At 40.5% G+C, this 24,581-nt stretch carries 19 protein-coding genes; 9 read left to right on the top strand and 10 right to left on the bottom strand.

Translation table 11 applies throughout. The features are described 5' to 3' along the window. Window positions 1-55 precede the first annotated feature (55 nt). The 7 genes from QUE46_RS18805 to QUE46_RS18775 are packed head-to-tail and all read right to left on the bottom strand — an operon-like array spanning window position 56 to window position 12,056. Window positions 56-1,591 (bottom strand): glycogen synthase, encoded by a 1,536-nt coding sequence (locus tag QUE46_RS18805; protein ID WP_286247996.1) that lies wholly within the window; start codon window positions 1,589-1,591, stop codon window positions 56-58. A 41-nt stretch (window positions 1,592-1,632) separates the two neighbouring features. Next, window positions 1,633-2,934: a glucose-1-phosphate adenylyltransferase gene (gene glgC, locus QUE46_RS18800; RefSeq protein WP_286247994.1), complete on the bottom strand. Its 1,302-nt coding sequence runs from the start codon at window positions 2,932-2,934 to the stop codon at window positions 1,633-1,635. 14 nt (window positions 2,935-2,948) lie between these two features. Further along, window positions 2,949-5,486 carry a glycogen/starch/alpha-glucan phosphorylase gene (locus tag QUE46_RS18795; RefSeq protein ID WP_286247992.1) on the bottom strand — a complete coding sequence of 846 codons (2,538 nt, stop codon included), beginning with the start codon at window positions 5,484-5,486 and terminating at the stop codon, window positions 2,949-2,951. After that, window positions 5,479-7,542, bottom strand: coding sequence for a glycogen debranching protein GlgX (gene glgX, locus QUE46_RS18790; RefSeq protein WP_286247990.1), 2,064 nt, complete (start codon window positions 7,540-7,542; stop codon window positions 5,479-5,481). Before glgX ends, QUE46_RS18795 begins: the two co-directional genes overlap by 8 nt. Then, complete coding sequence (gene glgB / locus QUE46_RS18785; RefSeq protein WP_286247988.1) at window positions 7,535-9,754, bottom strand: 1,4-alpha-glucan branching protein GlgB; 2,220 nt, start codon at window positions 9,752-9,754, stop codon at window positions 7,535-7,537. The genes glgX and glgB overlap by 8 nt, the downstream gene beginning before the upstream one ends. Further along, window positions 9,747-11,744, bottom strand: a complete 1,998-nt coding sequence (gene malQ, locus QUE46_RS18780; RefSeq protein WP_286247986.1) for a 4-alpha-glucanotransferase — start codon at window positions 11,742-11,744, stop codon at window positions 9,747-9,749. The genes glgB and malQ overlap by 8 nt, the downstream gene beginning before the upstream one ends. A gap of 9 nt (window positions 11,745-11,753) precedes the next feature. Further along, window positions 11,754-12,056, bottom strand: coding sequence for an isoamylase early set domain-containing protein (locus QUE46_RS18775; RefSeq protein WP_286247984.1), 303 nt, complete (start codon window positions 12,054-12,056; stop codon window positions 11,754-11,756). A 373-nt stretch (window positions 12,057-12,429) separates the two neighbouring features. Between QUE46_RS18775 and QUE46_RS18770 the strand changes: the two genes are divergently transcribed. Next, window positions 12,430-13,368 carry a hypothetical protein gene (locus tag QUE46_RS18770; RefSeq protein ID WP_286247983.1) on the top strand — a complete coding sequence of 313 codons (939 nt, stop codon included), beginning with the start codon at window positions 12,430-12,432 and terminating at the stop codon, window positions 13,366-13,368. Between the two features lie 51 nt (window positions 13,369-13,419). Here the strand turns inward: QUE46_RS18770 and QUE46_RS18765 are convergent, their stop codons facing one another. Continuing rightward, window positions 13,420-14,592, bottom strand: coding sequence for a cellulose-binding family II protein (locus QUE46_RS18765; protein ID WP_286247981.1), 1,173 nt, complete (start codon window positions 14,590-14,592; stop codon window positions 13,420-13,422). Between the two features lie 126 nt (window positions 14,593-14,718). After that, window positions 14,719-15,147 carry an Lrp/AsnC family transcriptional regulator gene (locus QUE46_RS18760; protein WP_058550238.1) on the bottom strand — a complete coding sequence of 143 codons (429 nt, stop codon included), beginning with the start codon at window positions 15,145-15,147 and terminating at the stop codon, window positions 14,719-14,721. 182 nt (window positions 15,148-15,329) lie between these two features. Between QUE46_RS18760 and QUE46_RS18755 the strand changes: the two genes are divergently transcribed. The 6 genes from QUE46_RS18755 (at window position 15,330) to QUE46_RS18730 (ending at window position 22,345) form a co-directional block, all read left to right on the top strand. Further along, window positions 15,330-16,535: an aspartate aminotransferase family protein gene (locus QUE46_RS18755; protein WP_286247973.1), complete on the top strand. Its 1,206-nt coding sequence runs from the start codon at window positions 15,330-15,332 to the stop codon at window positions 16,533-16,535. Window positions 16,536-16,580: 45 nt separating this feature from the next. Continuing rightward, window positions 16,581-17,615, top strand: a complete 1,035-nt coding sequence (gene astA / locus QUE46_RS18750) for an arginine N-succinyltransferase (RefSeq protein WP_286247971.1) — start codon at window positions 16,581-16,583, stop codon at window positions 17,613-17,615. 7 nt (window positions 17,616-17,622) lie between these two features. After that, window positions 17,623-19,089 carry a succinylglutamate-semialdehyde dehydrogenase gene (gene astD / locus QUE46_RS18745; protein ID WP_286247969.1) on the top strand — a complete coding sequence of 489 codons (1,467 nt, stop codon included), beginning with the start codon at window positions 17,623-17,625 and terminating at the stop codon, window positions 19,087-19,089. A 22-nt stretch (window positions 19,090-19,111) separates the two neighbouring features. Further along, complete coding sequence (locus QUE46_RS18740; RefSeq protein WP_286247967.1) at window positions 19,112-19,915, top strand: DUF1338 domain-containing protein; 804 nt, start codon at window positions 19,112-19,114, stop codon at window positions 19,913-19,915. Between the two features lie 56 nt (window positions 19,916-19,971). Then, window positions 19,972-20,826: a transporter substrate-binding domain-containing protein gene (locus QUE46_RS18735; RefSeq protein WP_286247965.1), complete on the top strand. Its 855-nt coding sequence runs from the start codon at window positions 19,972-19,974 to the stop codon at window positions 20,824-20,826. Between the two features lie 295 nt (window positions 20,827-21,121). Then, window positions 21,122-22,345 carry a type III PLP-dependent enzyme gene (locus QUE46_RS18730; RefSeq protein ID WP_286247963.1) on the top strand — a complete coding sequence of 408 codons (1,224 nt, stop codon included), beginning with the start codon at window positions 21,122-21,124 and terminating at the stop codon, window positions 22,343-22,345. A 149-nt stretch (window positions 22,346-22,494) separates the two neighbouring features. On the opposite strand, the gene QUE46_RS18725 is transcribed toward QUE46_RS18730, so the two are convergent. Then, window positions 22,495-23,775, bottom strand: a complete 1,281-nt coding sequence (locus QUE46_RS18725; RefSeq protein ID WP_286247961.1) for a flavohemoglobin expression-modulating QEGLA motif protein — start codon at window positions 23,773-23,775, stop codon at window positions 22,495-22,497. Window positions 23,776-23,920: 145 nt separating this feature from the next. Here QUE46_RS18725 and QUE46_RS18720 point away from each other — a divergent pair, with 145 nt between their 5' ends. Together QUE46_RS18720 and QUE46_RS18715 are read left to right on the top strand one after the other, a co-directional pair. Further along, window positions 23,921-24,178, top strand: a complete 258-nt coding sequence (locus tag QUE46_RS18720; RefSeq protein WP_286249264.1) for a DUF3081 domain-containing protein — start codon at window positions 23,921-23,923, stop codon at window positions 24,176-24,178. After that, the gene (locus tag QUE46_RS18715; RefSeq protein WP_286247959.1) at window positions 24,178-24,483 is read left to right on the top strand and encodes a hypothetical protein; all 306 of its coding nucleotides are present in this window, start codon (window positions 24,178-24,180) and stop codon (window positions 24,481-24,483) included. Before QUE46_RS18720 ends, QUE46_RS18715 begins: the two co-directional genes overlap by 1 nt. Window positions 24,484-24,581: the final 98 nt, after the last annotated feature.

Below are 24,581 nucleotides of genomic sequence, written 5' to 3'. Positions count from 1 at the left end.
ATTAATAGCCTAAATAGGTATAAATGTCACTTCGACTGCGTTTAATTTTAATGATTTAGCAATACATGCTTGAAATATAATCAGCAGCGACCGTTTCCCACGAAAAACGTGCACCTTTAGCATTAGCTTTAATTTTACTCCATTGCTTAGGATTTTGCTGTTTTAAGCTAAGGGTTTCAGTTAAGCATGTCATTAATCCATCAACTTGTTCATTTAACGAGCAGCCAGAAAATACAAAGCCATTGTCGTTGTGGCTTACTGTGTCTTTTAAACCACCAACACTGTGTACTAAACAAGGTTGCCCTGCGCGCATAGCAAGCATTTGACTAATTCCGCAAGGCTCAAACGAGCTTGGCATTAAAAATAAATCCCCAAGCTCATATAAGCTATCGCCAATACCTTGCCCATACCCTTTTAAAAACAACAAGTTTGCATTACGTGCCATGGCCTTGGTGAAAATACTCTCAAGGGCTTTGTCACCTGAGCCTAAAATAATTATACGACCATTAAAACGGTTAATTATTTCACATACTGTATCAAGCGCTAATTCGCCCCCATACTGCTGGCAAAGTAATAACACCTTTTGTTCAGTCAACCTGCCAACACTTGTTACTAGGGGCCCATCTATTGGCGTGTTTTTAAACTGCAGCATGCGCTGATGCGCAACATAGTAGCTCGTTTCAAGCTGCTCATGTTTTGTCATCCAATTAAATAAGGTATGTTCAATACGCTCATACAAAAGCGATAAAGTAACCTGCTCAGGGATTTGCTCAGGGTATTCACAGCCATTTAATATTCCCACCACCTTGCCTTGAGCCGATTGATTTTGTAAATCAAGCTCTAAACCTTCACCACCAAAAAAACCTTGCTGATAATTACTCGGCTTAAGTACCTCAGTACTGTAAGTAGGTGAGACTAAATGCACTTTATCTGCCAAATTTATAGCACTGCGCATAGGGTTAAAGCAGTGTGGGTAACGAGGGTCACACAAATGTTGCCCGTTATAACCTAACGAAGGAAACCAGGCTTCTAAACTCGAGTCGTCGTGTTTAAAAGGCCTGATCCCTTGCAGTGCTAAATTATGAACGGTGTAGGCAATATGTAAATTAGCAAGCGTATCGTAGCGTTTATCAAATTTTAATAACACGGCAACACACGCGCTGTGCCAATCGTGAAGATGCAGTGCTTGAGGGCGCTTTAATAATCCCTGTAGTAACACTTCACATATTGCGGCACTAAATAATGCATATTTGGTTGCATCTGTTGCAAAAGGTCGCCCGGGTTCGTCATTACAATACACCGAACCCGATTGGCTAAACAGTGGGTGCGAAATAACAAATTGATTAATGTGTGTGTTGTCATCACTTATTTTAAATAAAGATAATACCTGCGGCTGCGCTCTAAATATAACAGTGACATCACCTATATATTCACGTTGCAGTTGCTCAAACCCATAATCAGGAATAACAACATCTACGCTCACGCCTTGTGCGGCTAGTGCTTTTGGGGCATCTCTGACTACATCTGCTACCCCGCCCACTTTAGCGTTTGGTAAAGCATCGTTTTCTGCGGCAACCATTAATACATGCATTTATTTACTACTTCCTTAACCTTTGTTATTCGCATCCGATTTTAAGCGAACTTTTTATTTTCGTGTGCTTGACGCTCAAGCTTTTTAGCAAGTTCAGTGAGCATATCACGGGTCACAAGCACTATGCCTTTTTTAGACACCCTAAAGCCATTTTCTTCATCGGCTTTTCTATCGTAGCCAATTTCAAGTCCGGCGGGTATTTCACAGCTTCTATCAATTATGGCTCGCCTAATTTTACAATGACGATTAATAACAGCCCCAGGTAAAATAACCGATTGCTCAATTTCACAAAATGAGCGCACATGCACGTTAGAAAACAGCAATGATTTTCTAACCACCGAGCCTGATACAATGCACCCTCCCGATACCGTAGAGTCTACCGCCATACCGCGTCTATCTTCATCATCAAAAATAAACTTAGCCGGTGGCAGCTGTTCTTGGTAGGTCCAAATAGGCCATGTTGGATCGTATAAATCTAGCTGTGGCTCGGGCATTACCAATTCCATATTGGCTTCCCAAAATGAGTCTAACGTTCCTACATCGCGCCAATAAGGTTGCCCTTCTTGCATGGGATCTCTAAACGGAAACGCATACACACTGTGCTCTTCTATAATTGCCGGAATAATATCGTGCCCAAAATCGCGGCCAGAACCTTCATTGTCTGCATCTTTTTTTAGCTGCTCAAATAAAAACTCGGTATTAAACACATAGTTACCCATAGAAGCTAAGCAGGTTCCAGGCTTACCAGGGACAGAGCTGGGGATGGCGGGTTTTTCATCAAAGCGACACACCCGATTTTTTTCATCAACAGTCATTACCCCAAATGTATCTGCGGCCTCTTCAACAGGTACTTCGAGGCAACATACGGTCATGTCGGCGCCTTTTTGCACATGCTCGGCTAATAGAGCGCCGTAATCCATTCTATAAACGTGATCGCCTGACAAAATCATCACATATTTTGGCAGTTCGTGGCGAATAATATCCATGTTTTGAAAAACCGCATCGGCAGTCCCACAATACCACTCATCACCATTACGCTGAGAAGCGGGTAAAATTTCAACCGACTCCCCTAATTCCTTTTTAAAATGGCCCCATGCGCGATTAACATGGCGAATCAAAGAGTGCGATTTATATTGTGTGGCTATGCCTACACGCCTCACACCGGAATTAATACAATTTGATAATGGAAAATCGATAATACGGTGCTTACCGCCAAAATAAACAGCGGGCTTAGCGCGCCAATCTGTCAATTCGTGTAAGCGTGAGCCGCGTCCTCCAGCCAGTATTAACGCGTACGTATCTCGGGTTAAGCTACTTATGTAACGATTTGCATAACTAGGCATAATACTCTCTCCGTTTAGTCTGTGCTCTTAGTGGCATGGCTCGTAGTTGCGTGTAAGTCTGTTTCACTAATAGTTAGGGGGGTTAAGTGCCAAATATCTTCACTATATTGGCTTATGGTTCTATCACTTGAAAATATGCCACTTGCGGCCGTATTTAAAATACTCATTTGCGTCCAATGCGTTTGGTCTTGATACGCGGCCTCTACCTGCTTTTGCGCTACTACATAGCTTTCAAAGTCATGTGCAACCAACCAAGGATCGTGAGGGCTTTTAATAGCGTTAATAATGTCGTCAAATAAATTAGGCTCAAACAGGTTAAACTGCCCGCTTTCGAGTAACTGCATTACATGGCTTAGGTCGCTGTTTTGCTCTATTAAATGAGAAGGGTTATAACGCGATTTAATATCATCAATTTGATGAGCCTGCGCACCAAACAAAAAGAAGTTATCAGCGCCAACAGCGTCTCTAATTTCAATATTAGCCCCATCTAACGTACCAATAGTAAGCGCGCCATTCATCATAAACTTCATGTTGCCAGTGCCTGAAGCTTCTTTACCTGCGGTCGAAACTTGCTCTGATAAATCGGTTGCAGGGCAAATAGTTTCCATTGCGGTCACATTATAATTTGGCAAAAACGCAACTCGTAAATAAGGTGCTGCAAGTGGGTCTTTATTAATAACTTCAGCGACATTATTAATGAGCTTAATTATTTTTTTAGCCATGTAGTAACCAGGGGCAGCTTTACCTCCTAGCAGCACACAACGAGGTACTAAGTTTGTGGTATCGCCTCGGCGTATACGGTCATATAAATGAATAACATGAAGCACATTTAATAGCTGGCGCTTGTATTCGTGAATACGTTTAACTTGTACGTCAAACATCATATCCACGTCAAAATCAACACCACAGCGCTCCTTCACTAAATCGACAAGACGTTGTTTGTTTTCGCGTTTAACATTTTGCCATTGCTGATGAAACGTCCTGTCGTCAAAGTAGCGGCGTAATTGGCTAATATCTGCAAAGTCGCTAACCCATTTTGAGCCAATTTTTTCTGTAATTAACTTGCTCAAGGCTGGGTTGCAGTGTGCTAACCAACGCCTTGGCGTAACCCCATTGGTTTTATTATTAAATTTATTAGGCCAAAGCTCATAAAAGGTTTTAAATAGCCCTTCTTTTAAAAGTTGAGTATGTAGTGCGGCCACACCATTTACCGAATAGCTACCCACAATCGCTAAATAAGCCATGCGTATTTGCGGCACGTCGCCTTCTTCAATTAACGACAGCGCACGCTGTTTGCTTACATCACCAGGCCAATGCTGGGCCACTTGCGCTAAAAAGCGGGCATTTATTTCATAAATAATTTCTAAAATTCGTGGCAGTAGTTTTGCAAAAAGTGGCACCGACCATTTTTCTAATGCCTCTGGCAATAATGTGTGGTTAGTGTAAGCCATTGTGCTGGTTGTAATTTCCCACGCTTTATCCCAATCAAGCTCGTAGTCATCAACCAAAATGCGCATCAACTCTGCCACGGCAATACTAGGGTGCGTATCATTTAATTGAAATACATGATGTGCAGCAAAGTCACTAAAGTCTTCGCCGTACTGTTCAACCCATTGCGATACGATATCTTGAATGCTCGCAGATGATAAAAAGTACTGTTGGCGTAATCTAAGCTCTTTACCATTTTCACTGCTGTCATTTGGGTAAAGCACCATTGTGATTTGTTCTGCTAAGTTTTTTTGTGCTACGGCTTCTGAATAACTCCCCGCATTAAACTCGGTTAAATTAAATTCGTCGGTCGCTTCTGATTTCCATAGCCTTAGCGTATTAACAATATCGTTTTTATAACCAGGAATAGGCACATCATATGGCACGGCCAATACGTCGTGACAACCAACCCATTGACGGTGCTCTCGCCCATGTTTGTCGGTATAACTTTGTACATGACCAAAAAACTTCACACGTTGCGATTGCTCAGGTGCGGCAAGTTCCCAAGGGTGCCCCTCACGAAGCCAGTTATCAGGTTGCTCAACTTGGTGACCATTTTTTAATGATTGGTTAAACATGCCGTATTCGTAGCGAATACCGTAACCAACCACGGGGAGCGCAAGGCTTGCACAGCTATCTAAAAAGCAAGCAGCTAAACGCCCAAGACCACCATTGCCTAGGCCCGCATCGTGCTCTGCTTGGGCTACGGTTTCAATTGTGGTGCAATATTCTTGTAGGGCACTGGAGACTTGCTCGTCTAAATCGAGGTTTAAAATTGCATTACCAAGTGCTCTACCCATTAAAAATTCTAGCGATAGGTAGGCTGTTTTACGGCGTTTTTCTTGCTTGATCTGTTGTTTGGTTTCTCTGCAGCGTGCAACAAGCCGATCTCTGATTGTCAGTGCTAACGCGTGGTATAAGTACAGTTGCGACTCACCCACTTTGTCACGCCCTAAACTGTAGTAAAAATGCCGAGTTAAATCATCTTTTAAAGTGCTTTCATCAATTACAGGGGCCTCTTGCCACCCTTTTACCACACACACATTTTCGTCTTGCTTAGACATGACCTTCGTCCTCTAAATTTGCACTAAAAACCCAGCTACTCTGTGCTGAAATTTCGACTATTGCATCCTCTTTATTGCTGAGCGATGCGTTATGTACACTAGATAAAACCATGTCCCATTGCGCCGCTATAGGCGATGGGGGTAACTTACAAAAAACTGTTTTTTTACTCGCATTTAAAATGATCAATAAGGCATATTTATTTTGCTTATCTAACAAGCTGTACATCAAAAACTGCCTTTGCGGCTCGTGCCAATGCTCGTTTGTCATTTTTACGCCTTGCTCGGTAAACCATTTAACCGTAAAGCGCTCGTCAATATCTTCTGAAAACACACTGTGTTTAAAGGCACTGTGGCCGCGTCTTATTTTTAATGCATCATCAATAAATCGGATTAGTGAATGATTTAGCTGCGAGTCTTTCCATGCTAACCAACTGGTGCGGTTATTTTGACAATATGCATTATTATTCCCCCCTTGCGAGTGCCCCATTTCACTGCCTGAGGCAATCATAGGGACCCCTTTTGAGAGTATCAGCGTAAGTAAAAAGTTCTTTTGTTGTTGCAGTCTTAGAGCAATAACTTTGGCATCATTTGTAAACCCTTCAACACCACAATTGGTTGAATGATTAGCACTATGACCATCACGATTTTGCTCGCCATTCGCTTCATTATGTTTGTGCTCGTAACTGACTAAATCAGCAAGCGTAAAACCATCGTGGCTGGTAATAAAGTTAATGCTATTGAGTGGCCCGCGCTGGCTGTGCTCAAAAATATCAAATGAGCCATGAATCCGTTTTGCCACATTTGCAATAACACCTTCCTCGCTTTGCCAAAAACGGCGTATTACATCGCGGTATTGGTCATTCCACTCTCGCCAGGGAGCTGGAAATGCGCCCAGTTGGTAGCCTCCTGGCCCTATATCCCAAGGCTCACTGATAAGCTTTACACAGCTTAAAACAGGATCTTGTTCAATGGCTTGAAAAAACGCATGAGCGGTATTAAAACCATGAGTATTTCTACCTAAAATAGTAGCTAAATCAAATCTAAAGCCGTCAACTCCCATTACTTGTACCCAGTAACGTAAGCTGTCTAGTACCAGCTTTAAAGTTTTAGGATGGTCAATATTAATGGTGTTACCACAGCCTGTATCGTTTATGTACACCTGAGGCTTGTCAGCAACCGTACGGTAGTAAGCGAGGTTATCTAGCCCTCTGAGCGATAATATAGGCCCATCAGTCCCTGCTTCTGCGGTGTGGTTATAAACCACATCTAAAATAACCTCTATATCCGCTTTATGAAGCTCGCTAACCATTTGTTTAAATTCGTTAATGTCGTCATTAACCAAATAATCTTTATGCGGAGTAAAAAAATTGAGCGTGTTGTAGCCCCAATAATTTTGTAGCCCTTTTGCTGTTAAAAATTGCTCACTTATAAAAGCATGTACAGGGAGTAACTCTAGTGTGGTAACCCCTAAATTATGCAAATGCTCAATAAAATTAGGATGGCTTAAACCTAAAAACTTGCCTTGCAAATTTTTAGGTATATTAGGATGTCGACACGTGGTTCCTTTTACATGGCACTCATAAATAACGGTATTACACCAGCTATGGTTTGGCTTTTTATGTTTATAAGGCTGGCTGTTAATGACACGCGATTTAGGTATATCAATGGCATTGTTAACCGTGCTTTTAGTACCAATTGGCATTTGCCCATAATGACGCTCACTCCATGTAAATTCGCCAAATAAATCTTTTGCATATGGGTCAAGGAGTAATTTGTGTTCGTTAAATAGCAGGCCTTTTTCGGGATTGTACTCTCCCTCTATGCGATAACCATACAATGCGCCTTCATCTAATGGCGCAACATAAGCTGTCCATATACCGCCTTCGTTGATATGCATGGTTACTTTTAATATTTCAGAGTGCCCGCTTTTATCAAATAAGCACACATAAGCTTGTGTTGCTTTAGGTGCGTACAAACTAAAGTTAACGCCGCCACTGCAAATAGTTGCGCCAAGTGGCTGTGGTTGCCCATGTGAAACCTCAAATCGATTACTCATCTTCAACCTTTTGTAAATAAATAGTCGTTAGGCCGCCAATAGCAATTTTAATGCTATGCGAAAAGCCATGAGCGCTTGCCTCTACACTACTAACCGTGGCGTTTTTGTTTGCTGTTACTTTAATGCCTGAGCCAAAAAAAGCGTCATCATCGGTGTTTAAAATAACCTTGTATTTACCCGCTACGGGTACTCCAATTTCATACTCTTGATAAGAAACAGGCGTAAAGTTTGCCACTACGACAATAAAGTCGTGGGCATTTTTAGCATAACGTACAAAACTAAATATACTTTGCTCGTTATTGTTGTTATCTATCCATTCAAAACCCGCAGGGCTTGAGTCGAGTTCATACAATGCAGGTGACTGCTTATAAACAGTATTGAGCGCTTGTACAGTGTTTTGTATACCGCGGTGGCTTTTATGCTCTAGCAAATGCCAATCAATAGAATGGTTGTGATCCCACTCTTTTCGCTGTGCTATTTCGCCGCCCATAAACAGCAGCTTTTTACCTGGGTGCGCCCACATAAATGCGTAATACGCCCGTAAATTGGCAAATTTTTGCCAATCATCACCGGGCATTTTTTCAATTAGCGAACCTTTACCATGTACAACTTCGTCATGACTTAGCGGTAAAATGTAATTTTCGCTAAATGCGTACACCATAGAGAACGTCATTTCGTGATGGTGGTGCTGCCTATAAAGCGGATCGTGCTGCATATAATGAAGGCTGTCGTTCATCCACCCCATATTCCATTTGTAACCAAAACCTAAGCCATTATGTTCAACACTTTGAGTAACTCCTGGCCACGCGGTCGACTCTTCAGCTACCATCATAATGCCTGTATTATTTTTATAACTACGCAAATTTACCTGCTTTAAGCACTCAATAGCGCCTAGGTTTTCTCGCCCGCCATAACAATTAGCAACCCACTGCCCTGCTTTACGGCTGTAATCTAAATAAAGCATGGAAGCCACCGCATCTACGCGCAGACCATCAAGACCAAATTGCTCTAGCCAATACATCGCATTAGAAATTAAAAAGCTTTTAACCTCCGGGCGGTCGTAATTATAAATATAGGTGTTCCAATCAGGGTGAAAGCCTTGTCGAATATCGGCATGTTCAAATAAATGCGTGCCGTCAAAGTGGTGTAAACCATGCGGATCACTAGGAAAATGCCCAGGCACCCAATCAAGTAGCACACCTAAGTTTGCTTTGTGGCACCGCTGAACAAAGTACTTAAAACTGGAGTAATCACCAAAGCGACTAGTTGGTGCAAATAACCCCACCGGCTGATAACCCCACGAGCCATCAAACGGGTATTCACTTATTGGCATTAATTGAATATGGGTAAAGCCCATTTCAAGGGTGTAATTAACCAGTTTGTCGGCAAGCTCGCTATAGCTTAAATAGCGGTTTTCTTCAGCCCGTTGCCACGAGCCTAAGTGCACTTCGTAAATACTGATTGGCGCGTCTATATGGTTACGCTTTTGACGATTTTTAAGCTCGCTATCACTTAGGGTAATAGCCGCTGCTTGTTGTTGTAACACACTAGCTGTACCTGGGGCTTGCTGCATTTTAAAGGCGAATGGATCTGCTTTTTCAAGTACATCGCCTTGCTGTGTCACAATAGAAAATTTATAACAGGTATCGGGCTGAAGCCCAGCGATAAAAAGCTCCCACACACCACACGCAGGATGAAAGCGCATGTAATGGCGGTTAGCTTGCCAAAGGTTAAATTCGCCTATAACAGACACACTGGCTGCATTAGGCGCCCACACACAAAAACGCACGCCATTAATCCCTTGTTGGTTAATAAAGTGTGCGCCTAAATGTTTATATGCATGCTCTAAACTGCCTTCGTTAAATAAATACATTGCATCCGTATCTAGGCTACTTGAAAAGCTATATTCATCGTAAAAGCATAATGCTGACTCTGCATAGTCAACCTCACATTTATAAGGTTGCGCGGGCATTTCGTTGCTTGCTGCAATGAATAAATCGCTGTTGTTATAACGCTTAGCAATTACTTTTTTATCATTGATAATAATATTTACATTTTTTGCTGCGGGTAAATACACGCGTATTTCGTAGCCATTTTTATAGGCATGCGCCCCTAAAAAACTAAAAGGGTCTTTAAATCTGCCGCCTTGCAGTGCAGTTACCTGTGCGTCGTAATGGGTCTGTAATGAAACCTTTGGTGCGGTACTACTCATATCCTTTCCTTATTGAATTAACTGCAGCCAAGGTACTGGCATTATTTTTAAAAATATCGTTACATGAGTGCGTTAAAACACGGCGCCAATTTGGGTATTCGGTATTAGTACCGGGTATATTCACCGGATACGTTTGTTTATCTAAATCATCAAGCTGAAGTGCAAATAAACGGCTATCACTCTGTGCAAGTGCTTTGGCAAGTTCACCGTAAACACACATAGCATCACTCGTTTCGCTAAGTTGCTCTGCGCTATGTAATCGTATAAAACGCAGTAATCGTTGTTTTTCTTGTTGTCGTTCGAGCAGTTGCTGTTGGTACTGCTGATCATCAATAAGCTGATACTGGCGTTTAATATCTAAATCATCTGTTTGCCACCAGCCGCAAAATGGCGGTACGTCATGATTGGCTATCATAATTAAACAATGCTTAGGTAATTGTTGTAACGGAAGAAACTCGCCATCATGTTGTTTTTCAAAATAAAATAAACTATTTGAATAAATGCCACTTACAGCAAGTGCGTGTTTAACCTCGGGCGGGACTATGCCTAAGTCTTCTCCTATTACTATGCACTGATTAAGGTGAGACTCTATTTTTAAAATAGCCAATAAGTGCTCGAAAGGGTAATAAACATAACAGCCATCTTGTGTATGATTATTTTCAAAGCACCACCATAAGCGCCTTAGTGCCATAACGTGATCAATGCGCAACCCCCCAACGCCTTGCATGTTTGCGCGAATAAGTGAGCGATAAAAGGCAAAATGATCATTTTTTAATTGTTGCGGGTTAAGCGCAGGCAATCCCCAATTTTGCCCTGCTTGCGCCCATGGGTCTGGCGGCGCGCCAACATTGGCATTATTACTAAAAAGTGATTGCTGAGATTGATACTCAACGCCATCTCCTGCACAACCAACAGCAAGGTCATTAATTAAACCTATTGCCATGCCTTTATCTAAACAATGCTGCTGGCAGTGGCTTAATTGTAATTTAGCTTGCCATTGTAAATAGTAATCAAAAGTAGGATTGGCTGAATTTAGCGTAGTTAGGGTCTGGGCGTTTTGTTTGCAAAACTGTGCAAACTCATCGCGCCGTGAAGCGCTGGCATGTGCTTCAAAATGACTAAATAGCGCTTTAAATAATGCATATTTAACTGCACTTACTTTTTCATAATTTATAAACTGTTCATTGCAGTTTAAAAGCGCTTTTACCTCATCACTGTGTAACAAAGCATTTAACTGCGGGTTATTTTTACCATCAGCTGAAAGCTCAACAGAAATGTACAAAGGATTTAATAACGCACGGCTATTAGGGCTATAGGGGCTAGCTCGATCACTTTGCTGTGCAAACAACAAATGTAATGGATTAAGTAATATGTAGTCCAAGTGCTGCTGTGCACATAAATCACATAGCTCTAGTAAATCATTAAAATCCCCTATACCTAGGCCTGCTTTATTTTTAACCGTGTACAACTGCAGCGAAAGCCCAGTGCGCTTAGTATCATCTACTTGAAAAACTTTTTCTGGGATGGCCCACAATTGAATCTCTTTGCTTTGCTCCCCTACACTAACCCGCGCCTGATGATAACCTACCGGAATAACTCCTAAAGGCACTGCCACTTCAATATAACGCACGCCATGTACATAGTAATCGCCAGTGATGGCCAAATTATGTAAGTTAGCACGTTCAAAAGTGACATTTAACTTTGGCAACCTTATTGCAACAGGTAAATCAAGCTGACGCTCATCTATACGAATATAAAAAAGGTTATCAGTTAAATTCACTAAGCTGGTATCGGGCGATAATTCTAACCAAGGCGCAACATCTAATTGATAATTAAGCTGTGCGATTTGGTGCCCATCATCAGTATTTACGCCACAACATTGTAAGGCACGTTTGCGCGTGTCTTCGCTAAATATAACCTGCTCGCCCGTGTATTTAGTAAACTCATAACCAATACCGTGCAAATAAAACAACTGCGAAAGTGCGTCCATTTACTCGCCTTAATTTATGCGTTGAGTATTCACTATGCTATTTTCTGTGCCAAATGTATTAGGTAGGTAATCATCCGCTTGGTGGTCGTTATCCCAAATATCACCATTAATCAAATAACGAAAATGATACTGCTGATCAACAGGCAATCTCTGCTTGCATTTAAATACCCCTTCTTTTTTATTAAGCTTCATGGGTACCGGTTGCCAATCGGTAAATTCGCCAACTAAACTTACTTGCTCTGCATCAGGGTGAGTAAACTCAAAGGTAACTTCAGCTTCATTTTTTGTTTTAAAAAAACGTTTATTCAACATAGTAGGCTCCAACTAAACCAAAATGGGTACTTAATCTTTGCCACAGGGCCGATACAACACTTCAAAGGGCGATGTGGGGTGCATTTAAACATCATTAAACGCGGGTAATTTAAACAAATTTTTATTTACGCATTATTACAGTGCAAAAAAGTTTTAAGCTGCACATATAAGGTGCGATTTCGATAAAAATTATCGCTTATTAATGACAAACTAATGAACAGCAAGTATTAAACCAACTTAATCATTTTTCATTATTAATATATTGAGCAAAAAATCGTATATAAGTTCACACCAACCTATAAAATTCTTTCGTTATCAGTGTGCTTAAGTAATAATACACAGCATCTTACGTCTCTGAAATACCAAAAATTTCATGTTGAAAAAAAGCATTTTATTCACTACGGTGATTTTATTTATTGCACTTGCCTCCTTTGTAAGCCTTTCTATATATACCCTTTATAGTAAAAAGCAATTATCAGTAGATCCGAAGTTAAAAGAAATTTCAGGTATTGAGTTTGATAAAAACAAACGTTTGTGGGCGATTAATGATGGCGGTGACGATCCAAAGCTATATCGCTTAGGTCAAGATGGCGCGATTGAAAAAGAAATCCTAGTTACTAATGCTAAAAATATAGACTGGGAAGATATGACACAAAATAAATTTGGTCATTTTTTCTTAGGTGATTTTGGCAATAATAAAAACGATAGAAAGTGGTTAACTATTTATAAAATAGAAAACCCTATTGATATAAAAACAGAGACCACCGAAGCCGAAATTATTAAATTTACTTATCCTGAAATGGACGGCACCCCCATAAAGCCTAACAAACGCAACTTTGATTTAGAGGCTTTTGTTGAGTACAAACGCCATTTATATTTATTTACCAAAAATAGAACCGAACCTTTCGATGGCATAACCAATGTTTATAAAGTGGGCGATCATGCAGCTAATTTTGATGCACAGCTAATTGATTCATTTAAAACATGCACAACCCTTGAAAAACTATGTTGGATCACATCCGCTGCGCTTAGCCCAGACAGAACTAAACTTGTGCTTCTGGATTCTACCAGTATTTGGCTGTTCGAAAATTTTAAAGGGGATAAGTTTTTTTCTGGTGATGTTTCTCGAATCGATTTAGGTATTGTTACGCAAAAAGAAGCAATCACCTTTTATGACGATAATACACTTATTTTTACCGATGAAGAATTTAAAGGGCTGGTAGGAGGAAATGCGTACATTATTAAATTAAATGAAGCAAAAAAAACCATTATCAAACACGCTCTAAAACCAACAACTGCTGTAAGTAAATAGCAATATATAAAAGCTATACATACGGGGTTTTAATAAGGTATTGAGCTCGCTTTAATTTAATACGATATTGTTAAATGAATGCAGCGCTTTTTCTACATCAACCCCTAAAGTAATAACGCCAATATGTTCGCCTTGGGGATCTTTTATAGGTAAACTTAGATGTACCTGAAAATGATGTGTTGACGCATCATATTCAACGCTGCTAAAGCGATGTGCTATAGATTGTTTGTATACAAGACTAAATTTACTCTCATCACCTTGCCAATAATCACTGGTTATTTTACTTATAGCCGCATTTTTGCCTTGCTTATCTATCAGTATAGTTTCTGTAACTATGCCGTTGAACTGAGTTTGCCATTGTTTTAAATATAATGAGGCATCAATAAGTAACATCTTTTTAGCTAAACCATGTTGATGTGCTTTTACTTCTTTAACCCAAAGCTCATCTGCTAGTTTAAGCTCTTTTTTGCTCAGCTGAATATGGTTACTCTGTGTTACTGTATCTGTGATTATTGGCTGTGAAATTAACCCCTCCAGTGGCGTTAACAACTTATCAAGTATTTGTACTTGTTCACCTTGGGATAAGTAAAACGGTGCAGGAGCACATTGTGGGATCGTTTCGTCAAATTTGTCTAAAAAAGATGGATGCGAATTAATAAGCTTATTGGCAGCAAAAACACCTAAAGGCACATAGCGATAAAACGAGCGTTGGTATGGCGAAGCGTCAATACCTAAGTTGTCAGCAGTATTATTAAAATCATCTAAATCGAGTAATACTTTATCTACCCTATGATGGTGAAGCACGTTCACTATTTCTTCCAGCGAGTTTACCTCAACAAGCGAGGTAATATTTTGTGTTTTAAACCAATTAGCTTGATAACTGCCACGGACTACACCATAACGCAATTTTTTGGGATCTACATTAATACTATTGGGGTGAGTAAACCAGTACCAATTTTCTAGATAAATAGGTGACGACAACTTACCATGCTGGCTCATCTCATAGGTTAAATGCGTTGTAAAATACCCATCTAATCTATCTAACTTTACTTCGCGACGAGCCCTAAGCCAAGACAGCGATTTCAACTCAAATGGCATGTTCATATTGTGTAATATACATTGCACTTGGTTAACCGCATTATCTGGCGTTGTAAGCGATACATTGGTACCAAATTTTAAAGGCTCAGTTAAAGTTAACAGCACAAAAAATAGCGTTGTGGGCATAATCCATTGCTAAATAATTATTAATTAAAATAAGTATAGTCAGCGTTAAATAAATTGCCTAACTTCAAAATAATTAAATATTAAACTAAATCAATAAGTAACCATATTGTATTTTAATTATTTAAGCTAACGCTTAAATTTTGTTTCTAAAATAACCGACGACGTTGTGCGCTCTACGCCATCTAAATTACCTATATCATCAAGTAAATGGCTTAGTTTTTCTAAATTTTGCGCTTGCACTACAGCAATTAAATCAAACTCACCGCTTATTGCATAAAGCTGGGAAATAGCATCAATTTGTTTTAGCTCTAAATTGGTTTTGGTGGTGAGTTTTTGCATCACTTTTATAGACACATGAGCCGACACCATACTGCTTAAATAGTCTTCACCGTAATCTACGCTATACCCTTTTATAACACCGGTTTCTTCAAGCTTTAACATACGGCTTTGCACGGTAGAGCGCGATAAATTAAGCATGCGCGCTAGGTCAGAAATACTTGCACGTGCATTTGTTTTTAAAATTGAAAGTAGCTTTTCATCTTGTGGAGTTATCATATTGCTTATTAATTTCGTTATTTTGACTTTTATTGTAATCATTTTTCACAAAATAGCACTGCAAATTTAACCTATAACCTTCGATAATAACCAGCAATAACAAAAATTATCTAGCTGAGAAAACGCTAACGTTTTTATTTTGCTAATCTTTATTCAATATTCACAATTTTTAGGTGTACATAATGCAAGTAACAAGAGACTTATTTAACGATGTAATGGTGCCAAACTACAACCCGTCGGCTGTTATTCCAGTGCGAGGTGAAGGCTCACGTGTATGGGATCAAAATAACAACGAGTTTATTGATTTTGCTGGTGGTATTGCCGTTAATTGTTTAGGCCACTGCCACCCTGCACTTGTATCTGCTTTAAAAGAGCAAGGCGAGAAAATTTGGCACTTATCAAATGTAATGACTAACGAACCTGCCCTGCGTTTAGCACAAAAAATGGTTGAAGCCACATTTGCTGATAAAGTTTACTTTGCAAACTCAGGCGCAGAAGCTAACGAAGCAGCACTCAAGCTAGCGCGTCGTTTTGCTTTAGATGTACACGGCGAAGAAAAATCGCAAATTATTGCCTTTAATAAAGGTTTTCACGGCCGCACATTTTTTACAGTAACCGTGGGCGGCCAAGCAGCTTACTCTGATGGGTTTGGTCCTAAGCCTGGCGACATTATGCATTGTGATTACAACGACATTGCAGCATTTGAAGCACTTATTAGTGATAAAACGTGTGCAGTAATGATGGAGCCACTGCAAGGTGAAGGCGGTATTATTTCACCAACAGATGAATTTGCTAAAAAAGTACGCGAGTTATGTACTAAGCATAATGCACTGCTTATTTTTGATGAAGTACAAACCGGTGTTGGCCGTACTGGCGATTTATACGCATACGAAGGCTTAGGCGTAGTGCCTGATATTTTAACGACCGCTAAAGCACTTGGTGGTGGTTTTCCTATTGGTGCGATGATCACCCGCACAGCTATTGCTGAGCATTTAAAAGTAGGTACGCACGGCTCTACTTACGGTGGTAACCCACTGGCATGTGCCGTAGCAGAAGCAGCCTTTGATACAGTAAATACGCCTGATGTATTAAATGGCGTAAAAGAGCGCGAGCAGTTATTCCGCGATGGCTTAAACGCTATTAACGAAAAGTACAACGTATTTAGTGAAGTACGTGGTAAAGGTTTACTTATTGGCGCTGTATTAAACGAAAAATTTGAAGGCCGCGCACGCGACTTTTTAGTTGCAAGTGCTAACAATGGCTTAATGAACTTAGTGGCGGGCATGAACGTGATTCGTTTTACTCCTTCTTTAGTAATTCCATTTGAAGACATTAAAGAAGGCCTAGCACGCTTTGAAAAAGCAGCAAGCGACGTAGTAAACGGCTAATTTAATTAAGCGCGCTCTAGGGCGCGCTGTTGGAGCAAGTAATAAATGCAAGTATTACGTCCTATTACCACTGCAGATTTTGCTGCACTTAAGCAAATTGCAATCGAGTCAGGCCATGGCTTTACCTCACTGCCTGTAGATGATGAGCAATTAAAAGAAAAAATAGATCGCGCCGAAAAAAGCTTTGCTAAAAATATCAATCAGCCACTCGATGAAAGCTACCTATTTGTTTTAGAAGATAGCGAAACAGGTGAAGTAATTGGTACTACCGCCATAGAAGCCGCTGTTGGTTTATCTGTGCCTTTGTACCATTACCATTTAGGTAAAACAGTACACCACTCGCCTACACTGAATGTTTATAATACCGTTGATATTTTAAGTATGTGTAACGATTACACCGGATGCTCTGAAATATGCACTTTGTTTTTGCGCGAAAACAGCCGTAAAGGCTTAACCGGGCGCTTTTTATCACGCTCACGTTTTTTATTTATGGCGCAGCACAGCGAACGCTTTACCGACACAGTGATAGCTGAAATGCGTGGTGTAAGTGACGAAGAAGGCCATTCACCGTTTTGGCAATGGTTGCAGGAGCACTTTTTTAGCATTGAGTTTCCTCAAGCCGACCATTTAGTGGGTCTCGGCGATAAAGTGTTTATTAGTGAGTTAATGCCTAAATACCCTATTTATGTAAACTTACTCAGTAAAAAAGCCCAAGCAGTTATTGGCCACGTGCATGACAAAACAAAACCGGCGCTCAAATTACTTGAAAAAGAAGGTTTTGAGCATCGTGGCTACGTTGATTTGTTTGATGCGGGCCCTACGGTAGAAGCAAAGCTTGGTAATATTCGCAGTATTCGTGAGTCTCAAGTATGCCCTATTACCATTGGCGAGCTGGAACATATTAGCCAGCACAGCTCAGATACTTTAGCCGTTTGTAATCAAGGTGTAAGTGGGTTTAGAGCAACCTTTACCCAGCACGCCCATTATAACCACGCTAAGCACACATTAGTAATAAGCCAAGAAGTGGCTGATGCCCTTAATTTATCCCAAGGAGATGCAGCGCGTTTTTTCCGCCTGTAAAACAAATATGAACACACACCTTATAAATAACCAATGGCATTCAGGCCAAGGCCCCGCTTTTAGCTCTGTTAATCCGAGTAACGGCGAAGTTGTATGGCAAGGCAATGGCGCAAATGCAGAGCAAGTAGATTCTGCAATTAATGCAGCTAGAGCCGCACAAGTACAATGGGCAGATACGCCAATTGAGTCGCGTATTACTATACTTGAAAACTTCGTAGCACAATTAAAAGAGCACAGCGAAGAATTTGCAGCCATTATAGCGCGCGAAACCGGCAAGCCACTTTGGGAAACACGCACAGAAGTAGGCGCTATGACAGGTAAAGTAGCCATTTCTATCAAAGCCTATAATGAACGCACCGGCACCACAGAAAACCCAATGCCAGGTGCTAAAGCCTTCATACGCCATAAACCACACGGCGTTGTGGCTATATTTGGCCCTTACAACTTCCCTGGGCATTTACCAAACGGCCATATTGTACCTGCCATTTTAGCGGGTAACACCGTGGTATTTAAACCATCTGAACTAACCCCTCACGTTGCTGAATTTACTTTAGCACTTTGGTTAAAAGCGGGCTTACCAGCGGGTGTTATTAACCTAGTACAAGGTGAAGTAGAAACCGGTAAAGCACTTGCTTCACATAAAGACATAGACGGCTTATTTTTTACCGGCAGTTCAAACACTGGCCATTTACTACATAAGCAGTTTGCCGGCCACCCAGGTAAGATTTTAGCGCTTGAAATGGGCGGTAATAACCCATTAATAGTTAAAGATGTTGCCGATGTAAACGCTGCAGTACACGATATTATTCAATCTGGCTTTATTACTTCTGGCCAGCGCTGTACTTGTGCACGCCGCGTGTTTATTGAGAATTCAACCAATGGCGATGCCATTTTAGAAAAACTTATTAGCGCAACCAAAAATATTGTTGTTGATGACAGTTTTGCCACTAACCAGCCATTTATGGGTGCGATGATAAGCGAAAAAGCCGCCCTGGGTATGATTGCAGCGCAAAATGAATTAGTTGAGAGCGGCGGCGAAATACTCGTTGAGCTTAAGCAGTTAAAAGCAGGCACAGGGTTTGTAAGCCCAGGTATTATTGATGTAACTAACATCACCAACATGGCCGATGAAGAACACTTTGGCCCGCTTATAAAAATTTACCGCTACAACGACTTTGACAGCGCAATAGCAGAGGCTAACAACACCAGCTTTGGTTTATCAGCAGGCTTACTTGGCGATAACGAAGATGATTACAGCCACTTTTTAAAGCGTATTCGTGCTGGCATAGTAAATTGGAACCGCCCTATTACAGGTGCCTCTAGTGCTGCGCCGTTTGGTGGCATAGGCGCAAGTGGTAACCACAGAGCAAGTGCGTATTATGCTGCAGATTACTGCGCTTACCCTGTTGCTTCGGTTGAATCAGACAAAGTAAATTTACCGCAAACTTTAGCACCCGGCTTAGTAATAGAATAATACCCATTTTTAAGGATTTAACATGCATACCAACGTAAATACATTATTTGAAAACCTATGGGATAACTATTTAGCAGTTACGCCATCGGCAGATAAAATTCATGACCTTCTGGGTTCAACGCAAAAAGATGACATTATTAACGACCATATTGCGCTGCGTACCTTTAATATTGAAAAAGTAGGCCTTGAAAAACTAGCCGCACACTTTTTAGCGCTGGGTTATACAGAGTGTGGCGAATACCACTTTGAAGCTAAAAAGCTATACGCTAAGCACTTCGAGCACAGCGACCCTAAGCAACCTAAAGTATTTATTTCAGAGTTATTAGTAGAAAAGTGCTCACCAGAGCTGCAAGCTATTGTTACCGATATGGTAAATCAAATAGATGAAAACGCAGTAACTGCCGATAACTTTTTATACTCAGGCACCCATTGGCAGGTAAGTAGCGACACTTACAAGCAATTACTCGCTGAAAGTGAGTACGCAGCATGGATGTCGGCATGGGGCTACCGTGCCAATCACTTTACTGTAAATATTAACATGCTTGCTAAGTTTGACAATATTCAGGATGTTAACCAAGCGCTTAAAGACGCAGGTTTTGCTCTTAATACATCTGGCGGCGAAGTAAAAGGCTCACCAGAGGTGTTATTAGAGCAATCATCTACCCTTGCAGATGATTACGCCGTTACCTTTAGCGACGGTGAACTACGCATCCCTAGCTGTTTTTATGAGTTTGCGATTAGATACCCTAAAGCCGATGGCGAGCTTTACACGGGATTTGTTGCTGCCTCTGCTGATAAAATATTTGAAAGCACTAACGCTCGTTAAAAATAAAGCAGGCGCTATTATTTCAACCTAAAAAAAGCCCGTTTGGGCTTTTTTTTATGACAATAATATTTAGAACATTTACACTAAGTTGCATGTCTGTATTTACTAAACTTTTAATTATCTTGCATGTGCTGCTTATATCACCTTTGATCCATGCAAATGAACCACTTACATTACTCTCCAGAGCGAATGCGTCTACTGATAGCTTTTTAAATTCAGATAAAACATTCGAAAGCCTGCTCAATCATACTATTGACACTAAATTGCAGTGGACCAATCAAGCACGGTTAATAAAGCGGCTTATGGGTAATGAAGCAGTATGCAGCTACGATATAATAAAAACGCCAGCGCGTGAAAAGCATATTTTGTTCTCAAATATACCAACCACTATTTACGAGCAACGAAAAATTTATTCTTTTAAACGCATCTTGCAAAACTTTCCTGAACGAGTCTCTGTTGCCCAATTACTTGAAAAAGATTTTACCCTTGCCGTAGATTCAGGAACAAGTTATCAAAAACTTGAGCCTGTTTTAACAAAGTATAGAGATCAAATTGCCGCGATCAGTTCTGAAGACACCAGCTCTCAACTACCTCAACTTCTTATTCATAATAGAATAGACATGATTGTCGATTATGAGGTTAACGTACTCGGTGCACTCACCAGTGAGCAATTAAAACAAATAGACAGCCGTGAAATAGCTGAGTTCCCTGAGTTTGTTAACGGCTACTTTGCATGTAGTAAGTCAACACTCGGTGAAAAAGTAATAAAAACCATTAATATTTTAATGGAAACCCCCGAAATTTACGATCGCCTACAAAAAAGCTTACAGCAAGCCTATAGTGCAGATACATCTAGCGAAATGTTACTGGCTTACGCTAAAGAACACGTATATTTGACCTCTGATGAGTAAAGTTAATCGTCAAGATAAACCCATCTAATTAACGCAACCTCATGATACTTATATAAAATAAATTATTTTAAAATTATTTCATATTTTTATTGCACTGATTAAAAACCTACATTATTATCTCGCCGCTTCTTGATGATAGCCAATCCGAGTACATTACAAACCCCGTTTGTAGCAAGGCGATAGAGCAACTATCCAAGAGTGAATTTGACTGTGCATATGCACTATTGATCTCACTCAACCGACTCGTGGATACACCATAACCCGAGCGGTTGCTTAACTGACTCGGAAAACTATAATGGCTTTATCAACTCAACTACAAGACACCGTAACTAAAGTACCTGCAGTAGCGGTTGCTGCAAATCAAACAATTGATTATGTACAACCGACCAACATGCATATAGAACAACTTGCAGCACAATTTGGCGCGCCACTGATGGTGCTTGATTGCGAAGCTATTCGCCACCAATACCGTGCACTTAAGCACGCACTGCCTGGCGTTGTATTACATTTTGCTTTAAAGCCTTTACCCCATGCTGCAGTTGTGCGCACGTTATTAGAAGAAGGCGCAAGCTTTGATTTAGCAACCAGTGGCGAAGTGGACTTAGTCGCGAGCCAGGGCGTGCCAAGTGAGCGCACTATTCACACACACCCAATAAAACGCGACAGTGACATTCGCGACGCACTTGCTTACGGCTGTACAGTGTTTGTGGTGGATAACATTAACGAGCTTGAAAAGTTTATTGCCTATAAAGATCAGGCTGAAATTTTAGTGCGCCTTAGCTTTCGTAATAAAGATGCATTTGCAGATTTATCTAAAAAGTTTGGCTGCAGCCCAGAAGCAGCAATTGACATTATTAGCTATGCACAACAGCTTGGTATTCGTATTAAAGGGTTATCGTTTCATGTAGGTTCGCAATCACCTAATCCTACTAAATACGTTGAGGCGATTAATGCCTGTGCAAAAGTGATTAAACAAGTGAGCGAGTTAGGTTTACCAGCACTAAGTACTCTAGATATTGGCGGTGGTTTTCCTGTGCCGTACAGCGCGGATGTGCTACCAATTGATGTGTTTTGTGCACCTATTAATACTGCACTTGCACAGCTACCAGAAACAATGCAAATTTTTGCTGAACCTGGGCGTTTTATTGTAGCAAGTAGTGTTACGAGCGTTGCCTCTGTAATGGGACAAGCAATGCGCGAAGGTAAAACATGGTACTACTTAGATGATGGCATTTATGGCTCTTTTAGCGGCTTAATGTTTGATGAGGCAGCCTACCCTATCGGTAGTGCCAAACAAGATGGCGAACGTTTTGAGTCAGTACTTGCAGGTCCAACTTGCGACAGTATAGATGTAATAAGTGATTCAATTATGCTGCCAAAATTAAACAACGGCGATTTAATTATAAGTCGTATGATGGGTGCTTACACGCTAGCTACAGCAACCGACTTTAACTTTTTTAAACGTGCTGAAGTTGTTGTATTGAACGAGCAAGTACACAGCCAAGTTTTAACCGGTTAAGAAAATAAGTTCCTCGCTATAGGTACGTTGGCTTGTACCTGTACACTTCAACGCAGTTGCTCATTCCAACTGCGTTTTTTTTATATTTTCTGCAATCGATATAAATGTAGCTCTACCTTTGAAGCAATAAAAAGGAGCTAACGCTCCTTTTACAAAAATAACGGCTTGTAGTCGTTTTCTAACTGCTCAAACGATAAGTCACCTATAAATCTGCCAAAGCTCAACCACGTCGCCAAACCACGTAAATCTTTAAAATGTGGTGGTACAAATTTTGGGCTTTCAATAACACCTAAACTATGTAATTGCGATATAAGTCTAAAGTCATCAATAGATATTTTCCCTACTAATAGTAATGGCAGCTGATCAATGCGCCCAAGCTGAATAGCGACACGAATTAAGTTATATACCAGCACAAACCCTTTTATATAAGCAATATCCTTAGTAAAAGGTAAGCCTGTTGCCGTGCTACCTCTAAATACACGTTGTGCTAACGTATAGCTTTCATCTTTAGACAGCCCCTGCGCTAAGTAATCACGGAATATATCTACAAACTCTGCACCATCAATCACTTTGGTAACCGCTTGAATACGATTTACTAACTTTGATAAACGCCTAGGCGTTGATTTGAGGGTAATTATTTCTGTTAAAACAGCTAACCCTTCTTGGGTTACCGTTGAACTTGGCGTACCTTTACTCAAGCATGTTAAGTAAGGTTGAGCTAAGCCATTTTGAGTGGTACCTACATGTATCCAGCCTTCATGAACTTCTAGAATATCAAGCTCACGTTGTGAGAATTTAACATCTTGGTTTAGCTTAATATTATTTGCGCCTGCTGCCGCATCACTAACAATCCCGTCGCTGAGCATAACCTCTACATTAATACCTGACATACTACTGTTAACTTGCTCTGATAGTATTCGCACCGCATCGCCTGCATCAATATTTATAGGGTCATCAGGTAAAATATCGGCTACTAATAAATTTTGGAGCGGTTTTTCTAGCATATTTGCAAGTTCGAAGAGTGAAGGCTCACCCGCATGAAATAAATCTTTAGGGTGCCCAAAAAGCTCTACCGACAAATCATGAAACTCGCTCGTACCTCTATACTCAAGCATACTGAGCACCGTTTTATACTCGCTACACATTTTACCCATATATTGAGAAATAGGATTAAGTTGCCCAAGCTGGTTAATGATATTGCGATGCAAAGTCGAAAAGGCTTGGCGTAATTCGCTAGGGGTAAACCCTAAATCACGCTGCTGATAATAAGCGCTATCGACTAACGGATTTTTTTGGCACTTTTGCCTAAAAAAATCCTCTTTTATTTGTTTATCCCAATTAATGGCATCGAGTATTCTAATCGGCGTTTGTAAAGCAATTAATTGCTCCGACAGTTCGCGAGTTTTAAGAAGTAAAGCCTTGTCTATCATGGTGTAAGCTCAACAAAAAATGAGGCTTGAGCATAAGGTAAAATCAGTTAATAGCAAGTATATTTATCACTTTTTAAGCATTGTTTTTAAGGTGATCGTCCCTCATATATAAAACGTAACAAGATAAAATAATAAAGGGGTAATGATGAAAAACGAACTCGATAACAAGCAGATCCTCTCTGTGTACGAACGTATTCAGCAGCGCGGTAGAAAAAACGATATTGGTAAACATTATCAAGGTGTTACCGCTTACTCTGACATTGATGGCTACACTATTTATTTAGAAGGTAGCGGCGTATTATTGCGCTTTGGGTTTCATAATGCCTACCACTTAGATTATGAGCATGACAAACATAAAGACGACTTTTTAAAAAAACTATACAACATTGCTAATGAGGAATAATGCAGCCAAGACGCATTCGTAAACGCACCACAAACAAGCAAACCACCTCGTTTATAAACCAGGTAATTACTGAGCTGCAGGCGCACCCAGAAAAACTGCAGATAATCCGTCGAAACCTAAATGAATACCGCGAACAGACCCACCTTAAACGCGGTTTTTTGCTGGCTATTGAACGCTTTGACTGGGTGTTTGAGGCCAGTAATGATGTTAACTTTATATGCCAACAAATTTTAGCCGATGATTACATAGGTAATCGCCTTAGACGCTACCCGCTTTTATTTAAAGGCGTTATTAATAGCGCCTAATATACACGCTTTTTATAACTTCAGCGTCCCCTATTATAGCCAGTGCACACTGCTACTTTTTAATTAGTACACTAATTAAACGTGTAAAAAGGTGAGGT

Source organism: Pseudoalteromonas sp. MM1, from assembly GCF_030296835.1.
Lineage (GTDB): Bacteria > Pseudomonadota > Gammaproteobacteria > Enterobacterales > Alteromonadaceae > Pseudoalteromonas.
This window is presented reverse-complemented; position numbering and strand designations above follow the sequence as displayed.

Excerpts from the sequence above, each read along its gene's own strand:
- QUE46_RS18725 (WP_286247961.1), bottom strand. The coding sequence starts at position 23,775 with ATGATAGACAAGGCTTTACTTCTTAAAACTCGCGAACTGTCGGAGCAA.
- QUE46_RS18775 (WP_286247984.1), bottom strand. The coding sequence starts at position 12,056 with ATGTTGAATAAACGTTTTTTTAAAACAAAAAATGAAGCTGAAGTTACC.
- QUE46_RS18755 (WP_286247973.1), top strand. The coding sequence starts at position 15,330 with ATGCAAGTAACAAGAGACTTATTTAACGATGTAATGGTGCCAAACTAC.
- QUE46_RS18740 (WP_286247967.1), top strand. The coding sequence starts at position 19,112 with ATGCATACCAACGTAAATACATTATTTGAAAACCTATGGGATAACTAT.
- QUE46_RS18735 (WP_286247965.1), top strand. The coding sequence starts at position 19,972 with ATGACAATAATATTTAGAACATTTACACTAAGTTGCATGTCTGTATTT.
- QUE46_RS18805 (WP_286247996.1), bottom strand. The coding sequence starts at position 1,591 with ATGCATGTATTAATGGTTGCCGCAGAAAACGATGCTTTACCAAACGCT.
- astA (WP_286247971.1), top strand. The coding sequence starts at position 16,581 with ATGCAAGTATTACGTCCTATTACCACTGCAGATTTTGCTGCACTTAAG.
- QUE46_RS18770 (WP_286247983.1), top strand. The coding sequence starts at position 12,430 with ATGTTGAAAAAAAGCATTTTATTCACTACGGTGATTTTATTTATTGCA.
- glgB (WP_286247988.1), bottom strand. The coding sequence starts at position 9,754 with ATGAGTAGTACCGCACCAAAGGTTTCATTACAGACCCATTACGACGCA.
- QUE46_RS18765 (WP_286247981.1), bottom strand. The coding sequence starts at position 14,592 with ATGCCCACAACGCTATTTTTTGTGCTGTTAACTTTAACTGAGCCTTTA.
- QUE46_RS18730 (WP_286247963.1), top strand. The coding sequence starts at position 21,122 with ATGGCTTTATCAACTCAACTACAAGACACCGTAACTAAAGTACCTGCA.
- astD (WP_286247969.1), top strand. The coding sequence starts at position 17,623 with ATGAACACACACCTTATAAATAACCAATGGCATTCAGGCCAAGGCCCC.
- QUE46_RS18715 (WP_286247959.1), top strand. The coding sequence starts at position 24,178 with ATGCAGCCAAGACGCATTCGTAAACGCACCACAAACAAGCAAACCACC.
- malQ (WP_286247986.1), bottom strand. The coding sequence starts at position 11,744 with ATGGACGCACTTTCGCAGTTGTTTTATTTGCACGGTATTGGTTATGAG.
- QUE46_RS18795 (WP_286247992.1), bottom strand. The coding sequence starts at position 5,486 with ATGTCTAAGCAAGACGAAAATGTGTGTGTGGTAAAAGGGTGGCAAGAG.
- glgX (WP_286247990.1), bottom strand. The coding sequence starts at position 7,542 with ATGAGTAATCGATTTGAGGTTTCACATGGGCAACCACAGCCACTTGGC.
- QUE46_RS18760 (WP_058550238.1), bottom strand. The coding sequence starts at position 15,147 with ATGATAACTCCACAAGATGAAAAGCTACTTTCAATTTTAAAAACAAAT.
- QUE46_RS18720 (WP_286249264.1), top strand. The coding sequence starts at position 23,921 with ATGAAAAACGAACTCGATAACAAGCAGATCCTCTCTGTGTACGAACGT.
- glgC (WP_286247994.1), bottom strand. The coding sequence starts at position 2,934 with ATGCCTAGTTATGCAAATCGTTACATAAGTAGCTTAACCCGAGATACG.